We start from the raw sequence: 12,415 nt of genomic DNA, 5'->3' as shown, positions 1-12,415 counted from the left end.
ACAGCACTGTTCGCGGGCTTTTTGCCGGGCTTACTTGATGCGTTGACCAGGCTTGGCGCCGCTGTCGGGGCTGAGCAGGTAGATTTCTTCGCCACCAGGGCCCGCAGCCATCACCATGCCTTCGGAGATGCCAAAGCGCATTTTGCGCGGTTTGAGGTTGGCAATCATCATGGTCAGGCGACCTTCCAGCTCGGCTGGATTCGGATAGGCGCTTTTGATTCCGGAAAAGACATTACGCTGTTCGTCGCCAATGTCCAAGGTCAGGCGCAGGAGCTTATCGGCGCCTTCAACGTGTTCGGCCTTGAGGATCAGGGCCACGCGAAGGTCCACTGCTTCGAATGCACCGAAGTCGATTTCGGCGGCCAAGGGTTCTTTGACCAGTTCGCCATTACCTTGCGGGGCAACAGAAGTTTGGCTGGCGGTCAGGTCTTCTTTCGAGGCGTCGGTCATGGCTTGCACTTTTACGGGGTCGATTCGGGTCATCAGCGCCTGGAACGGATTGAGCTGATGATTGCTCAGGAGCGTCTGGTGGTCGTTCCAGGTCAGCGGCGCGACGTTCAGGAAGGCCTCTGCGTCGGCTGCCAGCAGCGGCAAGACGGGCTTGAGGAAAATCACTAGTTGGCGGAACAGGTTGATGCCCAGCGCGCAAACGGCCTGGACTTCGTCTTGCTTGCCTTCCTGCTTGGCCAGAGACCAGGGTGCTTTTTCTGCGATGTACGCGTTGGCGCGGTCGGCCAGGCCCATGATTTCGCGCATGGCGCGAGCAAAGTCACGCGTTTCGTACGCGTCGGCAATGCTGGGTGCGGCGGCAAGGAAAGCGTCGGTCAATTCTGACGCGGCATTGCCTGCGACCAGTACGCCGGCATTGCCTTTATGGATGAAGCCGGCGCAACGACTGGCAATGTTGACCACTTTGCCGATCAGGTCGGAATTGACCTTTTGCACGAAGTCTTCCAGGTTCAGGTCCAGGTCGTCGACGCCCCGGCCGAGCTTGGCCGCATAGTAATAACGCAGGTATTCCGGTGACAGATTGTCCAGGTACGTGCGGGCCTTTATAAAGGTGCCGCGCGATTTCGACATTTTCTGGCCGTTGACGGTCAGGTAACCGTGGACGTTGATTGCGTTTGGCTTACGGAAACCTGCACCTTCGAGCATGGCTGGCCAGAACAAGGCGTGGAAGTTGATGATGTCCTTGCCAATGAAGTGGTACAGCTCGGTGCTGGCATCTTTGGCCCAGTAAGCATCGAAGTCCAGATCGGGGCGACGGGCGCACAGGTTCTTGAAACTGGCCATATAACCAATTGGCGCATCCAGCCAGACGTAGAAATACTTGCCCGGCTCGCCTGGAATTTCGAAACCGAAATACGGTGCATCGCGTGAAATGTCCCACTGTTGCAGGCCTGCATCCAGCCATTCGGCGATTTTGTTCGCCACGGCGTCCTGCAATGTGCCGCTGCGGGTCCAGCTTTTGAGCATGGCATCGAAGTCTGGCAGCTTGAAGAAGAAGTGCTGGGACTCTTTCAGTACTGGCGTCGCCCCGGAAATCGCCGATTTAGGGTCTTTCAGGTCGGTCGGGGCGTAGGTCGCGCCGCATTTTTCGCAGTTATCGCCGTACTGATCTTCGGTGCCGCATTTGGGGCAGGTGCCCTTGATGAACCGGTCGGCCAGGAACATCTGCTTTTCCGGGTCGAAATACTGGGTAATCGAACGGGTAGCGATATGGCCGGCGTCGCGCAGGCGTGTATAGATCAGGCTCGACAGCTCACGGTTTTCTTCGGAGTGGGTCGAGTGGAAATTATCGAAATCCACCAGGAAGTCGGCAAAGTCGGCGCTGTGTTCAGCCTTGACGTTGTCGATCAACTGTTCCGGGGTAATCCCTTCTTTTTCAGCGCGCAGCATGATTGCCGAGCCATGAGCGTCGTCCGCGCAGACATAGATGCACTGATTGCCGCGATGCTTTTGGAAACGCACCCACATATCGGTCTGGATGTACTCAAGCATATGGCCAAGGTGGATCGATCCATTGGCATAGGGCAGGGCGCTGGTGACGAGAATCTTGCGTGGCTCGGACATGGGGCTCGGCTATTTGAAGTGAAACGGAGGTCGGTCACTATAAAGGTCTGGACGATATATTTCACCCCGTTGGCGAGCATTGCCCGTGATCAGCCAACATATCGGCATGCTGTGAAAGCATGCCGGCACCTTTCAGAAGGGGTAGGATAGCCGTCTGTTTTACTCAGTCTTTTTACCGGGAGTAGCCATGAGCGCCGTCAATCGCGCAGCGGTGGAAGCCGTGCTTCGCCAATATACCGACCCTTATTTGAACCAGGACCCTGTCAGCGCGGGCTGTGTGCGTGCCATTGATATTCAAGGCGATCGCGTCAGCGTTCAGCTTGAGTTGGGTTATGCCGCCGCCCTGTTCAAGAATGGCTGGGCACAAATGCTGCAAATGGCTATAGAGGGGATGGAGGGTGTGTCCTCGGCCAAGGTCGAGGTGCGCAGTGTGATCACCGCGCACAAGGCTCAGGGGCAAATCCCGGGCCTGGCCAATGTGAAGAACATCGTCGCGGTCGCTTCTGGTAAAGGCGGCGTGGGCAAATCCACTACCGCCGCAAACCTGGCGCTGGCGTTGTCTCGCGAAGGTGCACGGGTCGGTATTCTCGATGCGGATATCTATGGCCCGAGCCAGGGTGTGATGTTCGGCATCCCCGAAGGCACGCGGCCGAAGATCAAGGATCAGAAGTGGTTCGTGCCCATCGAATCGCACGGTATTGAAGTCATGTCCATGGCGTTCCTGACCGATGACAACACGCCGATGGTCTGGCGCGGGCCGATGGTTTCCGGTGCGCTGCTGCAACTGATTACGCAAACGGCGTGGAATGATCTGGATTATCTGGTCATCGATATGCCGCCCGGCACGGGCGATATCCAGCTTACGCTGGCGCAGAAAGTCCCTGTGGCCGGAGCGGTGATTGTCACCACTCCACAGGATCTGGCATTGCTGGATGCCAAGAAAGGCGTCGAAATGTTCCGCAAGGTCAACATTCCGGTGTTGGGTGTTGTGGAAAACATGGCCGTGCACATCTGCTCCAATTGCGGTCACGCGGAGCATTTGTTCGGTGAGGGTGGTGGCGAGAAGCTCGCGGCGCAATACGATGTCGAGCTGCTGGCGTCATTGCCGCTGTCGATTGTGATTCGCGAGCAGGCCGATGGTGGTAAACCGACGGTAATCGCTGATCCAGAAAGCCCGATTGCCATGGTCTATCAGGAACTGGCCCGTCACGTGGGCGCGAGAATCGTCTTGCAGGAAGCTCAGGCGCAGGCGATGCCGAACATCACCATTAGCGACGACTGATTGTGTATTGCCGTGGGCATCCGCTGGGTGCTCACGCTGTCGCCGTAAAGCATTTACATTTTCTACGGGCGTAAAAAAGCCCCGCTTTTGAGGGCGAGGCTTTTTTTAAGCGATTCAGTACAAGTTAGATAACTTGAACTTCTTCAGCTTGCATACCTTTCTGGCCGCGGGTAGCGACGAAAGAAACCTGTTGGCCTTCTTTCAGGCTTTTGAAGCCGTCAGATTGGATAGCTTTGAAGTGAACGAACAAGTCGTCACCGGATTGTGGAGTGATGAAGCCGAAGCCTTTTTCATCGTTGAACCACTTAACGGTACCAGTTTGGCGATTAGACATGGTGTATCTCCTTGGACAAAGTTAACTGCGACACAGGAAGAACCCTGGCCGAGACTGAGTGCAAAGAGCAGGAAAAATTCTTGGAGATGGTTGGATCGAAATTCAACATCGTGTAGAGATTCTCAGTGACACAAGCAACACAGTGACGTCACCTTAACTGGTTTTTCGAGAAGTGCCAATGCCTTGTTCAGGATTATTTTCATTCATGCTTAAACACGGGTTTGGATCGATGGCCGTGACCTCTAGAGTCTTTGAACCCGAAGGCCCGGCCCGGTAAGATGCCAGACATCTTTTTCCACCTCGCTATTCAGGACACCGCCATGAGCATCAAATCGGACAAGTGGATTCGCCGCATGGCGCTAGAGCACGGGATGATCGAGCCCTTTGTAGAGCGCCAGGTTCGCGGTGAAGGCGCTAACCGGCTGATCTCCTACGGTGTGTCGAGCTACGGTTACGATGTGCGGTGTGCCGCTGAATTCAAGGTATTTACCAACATCAACTCGGCGACGGTGGACCCGAAAAATTTCGATGAAAAGAGCTTCGTCGACGTGACAAGTGATGTCTGCATCATTCCGCCAAACTCGTTTGCCTTGGCACGCACGGTCGAATATTTCCGCATTCCGCGTAATGTGCTGACCATCTGTCTGGGCAAAAGTACTTATGCACGTTGCGGAATTATCGTTAACGTGACGCCACTCGAGCCCGAGTGGGAAGGCCATGTGACGCTGGAGTTCTCCAACACCACCACCTTGCCGGCGAAAATCTACGCTAATGAAGGCGTGGCCCAGATGCTGTTTCTGGAATCCGACGAAGAGTGTGAAATTTCTTATAAAGACCGTGGCGGCAAGTATCAGGGTCAACGCGGCGTGACATTGCCGCGCACTTGATTTGCCGTTGATCGGGCGCCCAGGGAATTAGTGCCCATTCAGGCACTCTATTGTCAGGACTGTTCCCTCTCGCGCCGAGCGAGGGGAGTCAACACTCAGGAGTGCCCTATGACGTCAAGTTCGAAACGCATCGCCCCCGCAAGAGTCAGCGACCACAATCATGTGGGCCTTCTGGCGTGGTCGTTGCTCGCTTATCCCCAGATCAACATCAACAGGGTCGGCGGCATTCCGGGGCAGCCCGACCCCGATTCCCCGAACGAACAGCCCGACGAACCCACAGATCCCACTGAGCCAGGCGTGCCAACCCTTCCTGATGAGGCGCCACCCAAGCCCGTCGTTTGAATGCACCAAGGCTGGAGCGTGATGAGTGGCGTGTGTCTTCGGTTCGCGTTGCTGCGTGAAAAGCCTTTCCCGCTATTTCAAATTCCCGCTCAAAAACTGCCGCAGCCGATCGCTTTGCGGGTTGCCCAGTACGTCGTCAGGATGCCCTTGCTCTTCGACCAGGCCCTGGTGCAGGAACATCACCTGATTCGAGACTTTGCGGGCAAAACTCATTTCGTGGGTAACCATGATCATGGTACGGCCTTCTTCAGCCAGGCCTTGAATCACTTTAAGTACTTCGCCGACCAGCTCCGGGTCCAGTGCCGAGGTGGGTTCGTCGAACAGCATCACTTCCGGCTCCATCGCCAGCGCACGGGCAATCGCCACGCGTTGTTGTTGGCCGCCGGAGAGGAACGCCGGGTATTGCTCGGCAACGCGTGTCGGCAGGCCGACTTTGTCCAGATACTTGCGCGCCCGGTCTTCGGCTTCGCGTTTGGAAACACCCAGCACACGGCGCGGGGCCATGCTGACGTTTTCCAGCACGGTCATGTGGCTCCATAGATTGAAATGCTGGAACACCATTGCCAGGCGAGTACGGATGCGCTGCAGTTCGGCGGGGTCTGCGACGTGCATACCATGCTTGTCGCTGACCATGCGCACGGGCTGGCCGTCCAGGGTCATGGTGCCGCTATTGGGTGTTTCCAGAAAGTTGATGCAGCGCAAAAAGGTACTTTTACCCGAGCCGCTGGCACCGATCAGGCTGATCACGTCGCCCGTGCTTGCTTTGAGCGATACGCCTTTTAGCACTTCGTTGTCGCCATAGCACTTGTGCAGGCCATCGATCGTCAGTTTGTACATGCCGTGCAGTCCTTAAGGAGAAAGCAGGTAACCGCTACGGTAGGCTTCGGTGCCTGCGACGTGAGCGATGACCATGCCAGCGGTCGCCATGCGCCGCAAGGAGCGGGCATACAACAAGCCGGAATTGAGAGTGTGGATTGGCGTTATCCGATCACTGATCGGATCGATGATTTCAGCGATTTTTTGCCCGGCTTCCAGAAACTCACCGGGTTGGGCGCAGAACACCAGTAGGCCGCCGACCGGCGTTGCGACCGGCTCGACACCGGCCAGCGGTGTTGCCGGGTACAACAGCTCTGGCTGGGGCGCCGGATCTCCGGCGATCACGCCATACAGCGTCAAGTAGTTGATCAGTGCCTGACAGTCGCGACTGGCCAAGGCGTGATTAACGTCGCCTTGGCCGCGTAATTCCAGGGTCACCGAAATACTGCCCATGGGAACTGCAAAGCGTGCGCCGAAGCGCTGTTGCAACTGCCACCAAAGCAGGGTGAAGCATTCATCGAACGATTGCCCGCCGGAGTCGGTGGCCAACAGGCTAGCCTGAGCGCCCAGGTAGCGTGACAGTGCCTCGACTCGAGGCCAGGCCTCGGGAGTGGTGTAAAGGTGCTCCACCGCTTCGAAATCACAATGCAGGTCCAGCACCATGTCGGCATCGCAAGCCAGGCGTTGCAGGGTCAGCCGTTGCGATTGCAACTGCGTATCGACGATCTGAGCAGACAGCGCCGCGCGCAGGCTGCTGCGGATCAGTTCACGGTTGTGCTGCGGGTCATCGTTGAGCCGCGCTTCGACATCGTCACCTACCTGCAGACTCAAATCGACAAACAGGCGATTGAAGTTCTGCCCACTCTCCAGTTCGTAGCGACCCAGCGGGATATCCATCAGCACTTGTTCCAGGCCGATGGGGTTGGCGACCGGGACGACAACAATTTCGCCCAACAGCAGGTCGGCGCTTTCCAGCTCGGCCAGGCGCTGCTTCAGGTACCAGGCCACCAGCATGCCGGGCAATTCGTCCGCATGCAGGGACGCCTGGATATAAACCTTGCGGCCAGTGTTTTCCGGGCCGTAATGAAAACTGTGGATCTGCCGCGCGGTCCCTGGTAGCGGGGCGAGCAGATTGTGCGTGTGATGGCGCATGTAAAAAGTCCTAGTGAGCCGGGCCCAGAAAGGCTAGCCAACGGCGCTCGGCCAATCGGAACAGGCCGACCAGGGCAAAGGTGATAGTCAAATAAATCAGGGCGGCGATACCAAAGGACTGGAAGGTCATGAACGTCGCCGAGTTGGCGTCCCTCGCTACTTTGAGAATGTCCGGCACGGTCGCGGTGAAGGCCACGGTGGTCGAGTGCAGCATCAGAATGACTTCGTTGCTGTAGAACGGCAGCGAACGCCGTAGCGCTGACGGCATGATCACGTAGGCATAGAGTTTCCAGCCGCTGAGTCCGTAGGCTTTGGCTGCTTCGACTTCACCATGATGCATGCTGCGAATCGCCCCGGCAAAAATCTCCGTGGTGTAAGCGCAGGTGTTCAGGGCGAATGCCAGAATCGTGCAGTTCATCGCGTCGCGAAAAAACGCATCCAGCAATGGTTGGGCACGCACGGCTGCGATGCTGTAGATACCGGTGTAGCAAATCAGCAACTGGATATACAGCGGTGTCCCACGAAACAGATAGGTGTAGAACTGTACCGGCAAGCGCACCCAGAACTTGCGTGACACTCGGGCGATAGACAGCGGGATCGATACCACAAAGCCGATAGCGATCGAAGCGCTGAGCAGCCACATGGTCATGGCCAGACCGGTGATGTGGTAGCCGTCGCTATAAAGGAAGGGCCGCCAGTAATCCTGGAGAAGTTCGATCATCGTTGTGCCTCCCGGCTACCTGCGGCATAGCGTCGTTCGGCCCAGCGCAGAGCAACGTTGGAAATACTGGTGATCAGAAGGTAAATCAGTGCGGCCACGACCAGAAAGAAAAACAGTTGATACGTGCTTTTGCCTGCATCCTGAGCGGCTTTGACCAGATCGGCGAGGCCGATGATCGACACCAGGGCGGTGGCCTTGAGCATCACCATCCAGTTGTTGCCAATGCCCGGCAGGGCGAAACGCATCATTTGCGGGAACACCACAAAACGGAAACGTTGGCTGCGCTTCAATCCATACGCGGTGGCGGCTTCGACCTGTCCGCGTGGGACGGAGAGAATCGCGCCACGGAACGTTTCTGTGAAGTAGGCGCCATAGATAAACCCGAGGGTGATGACCCCGGCCGCGAACGGGTCGATTTCGATGTAGTCCCAGTCCATTGCTTCTGTGAGACCGGTCAGCCAGGTTTGCAGGCTATAGAAAATCAGCAGCATCAACACCAGATCGGGCACGCCGCGGATCAAGGTGGTGTAGAGCTGCGCCGGTATGCGCAATATGCGCAGACTCGAAAGTTTGCAGCTGGCGCCAATCAGGCCGAGCACGATGCTCACCAGCAGCGACAGTAACGATAATTTGATGGTCATCCAGGTGCCTTGAAGCAGCAGCGGGCCGAAGCCTTTCAAGCTGAAGGCGGACAATCCAAGGGTTTGCAGCATTTCGTCAAACATGGATCAAGCCTTTTGCGGTCAAAAAAACGCCCATCGAATCGGGTGGTAGATTTTCACCTGAAATCGACGGGCGTTGGGATGTTATTTACCGCTGTACAGGTTCAGATCGCCAAAGTGTTTTTTCTGGATTTCTGCATATTTACCATCGTCGTGTAACGCTTTGATACCTTTATCCAACAACGCCTTGAGCTCTTTGTTACCTTTCGAGATACCGACTGCGGTTTTAGCCGGCAGCAGTGGATCTGTGATTGGCTTGCTGACTTCGAAGCCAGCACCTGCTGGTGACTTCAAAAAGCCCAGTTCGGCTTGCAGCATGTCTTGTACGGAAGCATCGAGACGGCCGGAAGTCAGGTCAGCATAGACCTGGTCCTGGTTCGCATAGGCCTGGGTTGTTACACCCGCCTTGTCCAATACGGCCTTGGCGTAGGCTTCCTGAATGGTGCCTTGCTCATAGCCAACTTTCTTGCCTTTGAGGGTTGCAGGGTCGGCCGTTACGCCCGCGCCTTTCTTGAACACCAGTGCAGTTGGGCCAGAGAACAGTTCCTCGGAGAAGTCGATAACCTTCATCCGCGCATCTGTTACGGTCATCGACGAGATAACGCCGTCGAATTTGTTGGCTTTCAGACCGGGAATCATACCGTCGAAATCGCTCTCGACCCATTTGCATTTAACTTTCAGCTCGGCGCAAATCGCATTGCCCAGATCGATATCGAAGCCTACCAGGCTGCCATCGGCGGCTTTTGATTCGAAAGGCGCATAAGAAGGATCGACGCCGAAACGCAGTTCCTTGTATTCCTTGGCCATTGCACTACCAGCGGCGAGACAAATAGCCAGTGCGGAAAGGGTCAGCCATGCTTTTTTCATTGATCAGTCCTTAAAACCAAAATGAGCGTTGGGAACACGCGAGGCTTGCTACCGGCGAGCGCCAGACCCGAAGAAGATAGCAATTTTTGAACCAAAGAGACGAACGTGCGTTTTAAATGTACGGAGTTGTCGCAATGATGACTTTGATGGAGAAGTGCTCATTGCCAGCTCAGAACGAGCTACAGGATAGACGAGTTTCTTCGCAGGCCAATATGCCACTAAAACGAGCACGCTGGAGTCGTCCTCCGGGAACAGGCACGGACGTTGCTCCATCGTGGGGCGATGCGGCGTGCCTGGCACGCCGCATCCCATTATTTACCAGGTATCAGCGTCAGTCTCTGCTTGCCATAGGTCTTGTCGAAGTTCTGCGGCTGCATCGGGATGCTCATGTATTGGCCTTTGAGCCAAGGGTCGATGCCATCGGCGTAATGCGGGCTGGCCGGGTTGCCGGACTGGCCAGTGCTCTGTCCTATCATCGGTTCCTGTTGACCAAAGTCGACGATAAATCGCATGGCCGGGATCAGTCGGGTGTCGAAATCCTGCCCCCAGTTATAGGCCGACTCGTTGAGGGTGCTGTGATCGCCGCCTGCGGGAATCGGGCTGCGTCGGCTACCTTCCGAGGTCCAGGCGTAATGGTGCAATTTGCCCCATTGCCAAGCCTTGTGATCATTGCCTAGTTGGCTTTCGCCGGCAGTGATGGCCGCTGCCAGGCTGCGGGCAAGGATGGTCGGTTTGTCTTCTTTTTGCGGCGTTCGGGTGTCATCCCAATACGGGCTGTCCTCACTTCCCAGCAGGTGGTCGGCCTGGGCGGAGTAGGAGAGGTTGGCGCTTTCGACCAGGGCTTTCCAGGCCGGACTGGTTTCAGGGCCCAGCTCGTCGAGGAATATCTGCTTGGCACTTTCCTGGAGGAACAGCTCATACAGCGCCGCATCGGCCGAGTTGGCGGAGAGCTTGCCATCGAATGCCAGCAGGCGCGTGAGCGCTTCGTGTGCCTTGGCGCGATCAGTTGCAGGGAGGGCTTCGATTGCCTGTTTCAGCGATTGAGCCATGCCCGACGTTTCGAACATTTTTTTCAGTTTGGCAGCGAAGGTCGTGGTCTGGTCGTATTGCATGGCGATCATGCTGCGGGTGTCCTGCTTACCGCTGCCTGCCATTTCGGCGATGCGTTCGGCCCGCTCCGGGTAGTTCCAGGAGTTCGACAGTTGCATGCCATAACCTTTAGGCACGGTGCGCTGATTGGCGGTGCCTATCCACCCCTGCACCGGGTCTTGATCGTAGGGGTGGAGCATCGGGTCGGCGAAACCGTCCCAATCAAAACGACTGTCCCAGCCTGGCGATGGCAGCAAGCCAAGCCCTTCACGGCGATTCGGGAAGCGCCCGGTGACTTGCCAGCCGATATTCTGTGCATCGGCAAATACCATGTTCAGGGCTATCGCGCGAATTTCGCGGCTGGCATCGGAAGCCTTTTCGACGTTCTGCGCGCGGGACAGGTTGAAGAGTGCGTCCATGCTTTTGTCGTCTTTGAAGTCTGGCGTTTGCAGGGCCAAACCAAAACCGCTGTTCAGTTGCACTGGTTGTTGTGGGCTTGTTCGTTCGCCCAGCGCGCTGTTGAGCAGCGGTCCGTGGCGAGTTTCGTAGATGGTTTCGCGAACGGGGCGCTCACCTTTAACGAAGAAGGTTTCATTGCGAACAGTGGCGGGCTGCCATTTGCCATCGGCCATATAGAACAGTTTGTTGTTTTCGCGCTTGAGCTTCTCGAGGAACAGGTCCTGATTGTCACCCATGACCTCGGTCATGCTCCAGGCCAGCTTGCCGTTGAAGCCCGCCATCACCAAGGGCAGGCCTGCAATGGAGACGCCGGCAGCCTGATATTTCGGGGCGCGGATCTGCACGAAGTTCCATGCCGAAGGCAGTTTTGCGCTCTGGTGTATGTCGTTGGCCATCAGGCTTTTGCCGCTTCTGCTGCGCCGTGGCGAAATCGCCCAGTTGTTGGCAGCCGCCACACCGAGCATGTTCAGGTCTGACAGTTGGCTGGCGACTCGATTCAGATCGCTAAGCCCGGACACCTGGCCAAGGTTCAAGCCCTTGAGCTTCTCGGCTTCAGCGAACGGTAATTCTTCATCGGGGTAGGTCGGGATCAGCCAGGCGAGTTTGTCCGCGCCGACTTTTTGCGCCAATACCAGGGATGACAGTTCTTCCTGCAGGTTTTTTGACACGCCGAAGTTCAGCAGGCTGAAGATCAGCGCAGAGTCTTCCGGCTTCCAGTATTCAGGGTGATAACCAGACGCAGCCAAATCCGCCGGCAGTTTGTCGCGGTAGCGGAACAGGTAGGCGTTAACGCCGCGCGCATAGACTTCAAAGAAACGTTTCAGGCGCGGCGAAGAGCCGTTGTACAGCTCGCTGGCGCTTTTCTTCAGGTTGATCGAGCGCATCAGGCGGTCGATTTCCAGTGCGCTGGGGCCGTCCATTTCGGACAGGCGACCTTGGGCCAGCAAACGCATGCCGACCATCTGACTGATGCGGTCACTGGCGTGAACATAACCCAGGGTAAAGAGCGCGTCGTGAAAGGTGCTGCTTTCGATCAGCGGCATGCCAAGGTTGTTGCGGCGCACCGAAACATTTTGCGCCAACCCTTTGAGCGGGTACACCCCAGAGGTCGGTGGCAGCGTGTCGCTGCCGCCGCCGTTGAGCTGACAACCGGCCAGGCTCAGGGCTCCAGCGACTGCTGCGGCAACGCCGAACCGGGGTAGAAAATATGAGAGGGCTGGCGAGGCCATGGCAAAGCTCCTGCGGGGGTGGCGTGGAAAGGCGCTACGTTAGTGAGCCGGCACGCGCCACGCAAGCAGCCATCGCGGCTAATGTGCGGATTTATCCAGGGATGTGGACTACGTTGCCTGCGAAGGCGCCCTTTCAGGCGCCGGGCATTCAAGGCTTCGGCGGATTGACCTTATCGACCAACGCATGCACGCGTTGGCTCGCAGCGCGGTTGGCGATGCGGCGGTTACATTAAGCGCCGTGGCATTTCTTGAATTTTTTCTCGCTGCCGCAAGGGCATGGGTCGTTGCGGCCAACATCCTTCAAGGTATTGCGCACTGGTTCCTGGGGCGCGTGGCCGCAGTCTGGACCATGGACGTGTGCGTGCTGGTGGTCGTGGTGGTGATCATGGTCGTGGTCGTGGTTGCAGTCGGGGCCATGAACGTGGGTTTCTTGGTTCATCGA

At 56.9% G+C, this 12,415-nt stretch carries 12 protein-coding genes; 3 read left to right on the top strand and 9 right to left on the bottom strand.

Annotated elements, in window-relative coordinates:
- Positions 1-30: 30 nt before the first annotated feature.
- The gene (metG, locus tag RHM55_RS09425; RefSeq protein WP_322181398.1) at positions 31-2,073 is read right to left on the bottom strand and encodes a methionine--tRNA ligase; all 2,043 of its coding nucleotides are present in this window, start codon (positions 2,071-2,073) and stop codon (positions 31-33) included.
- A gap of 187 nt (positions 2,074-2,260) precedes the next feature.
- On the opposite strand from metG, the gene apbC reads away from it, so the two are divergent.
- Entirely contained in the window at positions 2,261-3,355 is a 1,095-nt protein-coding gene (gene apbC, locus RHM55_RS09420; RefSeq protein ID WP_219064164.1) for an iron-sulfur cluster carrier protein ApbC, read from the top strand.
- A gap of 124 nt (positions 3,356-3,479) precedes the next feature.
- Here the strand turns inward: apbC and RHM55_RS09415 are convergent, their stop codons facing one another.
- On the bottom strand, positions 3,480-3,689 hold the full coding sequence (locus tag RHM55_RS09415; protein WP_014336857.1) for a cold-shock protein: 210 nt from the start codon (positions 3,687-3,689) through the stop codon (positions 3,480-3,482).
- A 320-nt stretch (positions 3,690-4,009) separates the two neighbouring features.
- Between RHM55_RS09415 and dcd the strand changes: the two genes are divergently transcribed.
- The gene (dcd, locus tag RHM55_RS09410; RefSeq protein WP_219064163.1) at positions 4,010-4,576 is read left to right on the top strand and encodes a dCTP deaminase; all 567 of its coding nucleotides are present in this window, start codon (positions 4,010-4,012) and stop codon (positions 4,574-4,576) included.
- 108 nt (positions 4,577-4,684) lie between these two features.
- Positions 4,685-4,918 carry a hypothetical protein gene (locus RHM55_RS09405; RefSeq protein WP_322181395.1) on the top strand — a complete coding sequence of 78 codons (234 nt, stop codon included), beginning with the start codon at positions 4,685-4,687 and terminating at the stop codon, positions 4,916-4,918.
- Between the two features lie 72 nt (positions 4,919-4,990).
- Here RHM55_RS09405 and RHM55_RS09400 read toward each other — a convergent pair whose 3' ends face one another.
- The 7 genes from RHM55_RS09400 to RHM55_RS09370 form a co-directional block, all read right to left on the bottom strand.
- Entirely contained in the window at positions 4,991-5,755 is a 765-nt protein-coding gene (locus tag RHM55_RS09400; RefSeq protein ID WP_322181393.1) for an ABC transporter ATP-binding protein, read from the bottom strand.
- Between the two features lie 12 nt (positions 5,756-5,767).
- The gene (locus RHM55_RS09395) at positions 5,768-6,886 is read right to left on the bottom strand and encodes a succinylglutamate desuccinylase/aspartoacylase family protein (protein WP_322181391.1); all 1,119 of its coding nucleotides are present in this window, start codon (positions 6,884-6,886) and stop codon (positions 5,768-5,770) included.
- A gap of 10 nt (positions 6,887-6,896) precedes the next feature.
- The gene (locus RHM55_RS09390) at positions 6,897-7,607 is read right to left on the bottom strand and encodes an ABC transporter permease (protein ID WP_219064159.1); all 711 of its coding nucleotides are present in this window, start codon (positions 7,605-7,607) and stop codon (positions 6,897-6,899) included.
- Complete coding sequence (locus tag RHM55_RS09385) at positions 7,604-8,332, bottom strand: ABC transporter permease (RefSeq protein WP_322181388.1); 729 nt, start codon at positions 8,330-8,332, stop codon at positions 7,604-7,606. Before RHM55_RS09385 ends, RHM55_RS09390 begins: the two co-directional genes overlap by 4 nt.
- 81 nt (positions 8,333-8,413) lie before the next feature.
- Entirely contained in the window at positions 8,414-9,196 is a 783-nt protein-coding gene (locus RHM55_RS09380) for a transporter substrate-binding domain-containing protein (protein ID WP_322181386.1), read from the bottom strand.
- 311 nt (positions 9,197-9,507) lie between these two features.
- Entirely contained in the window at positions 9,508-11,973 is a 2,466-nt protein-coding gene (locus RHM55_RS09375) for a penicillin acylase family protein (RefSeq protein WP_322181384.1), read from the bottom strand.
- A 229-nt stretch (positions 11,974-12,202) separates the two neighbouring features.
- Positions 12,203-12,412 carry an SEC-C metal-binding domain-containing protein gene (locus tag RHM55_RS09370; RefSeq protein ID WP_322181382.1) on the bottom strand — a complete coding sequence of 70 codons (210 nt, stop codon included), beginning with the start codon at positions 12,410-12,412 and terminating at the stop codon, positions 12,203-12,205.
- Between the last annotated feature and the right edge of the window lie 3 nt (positions 12,413-12,415).

The sequence above is a fragment of the Pseudomonas sp. MH9.2 genome (genome assembly GCF_034353875.1).
GTDB lineage: Bacteria > Pseudomonadota > Gammaproteobacteria > Pseudomonadales > Pseudomonadaceae > Aquipseudomonas.
Note: the sequence above shows the minus strand (reverse complement) of the source record. Positions and strands in the feature narration are given on the sequence as shown.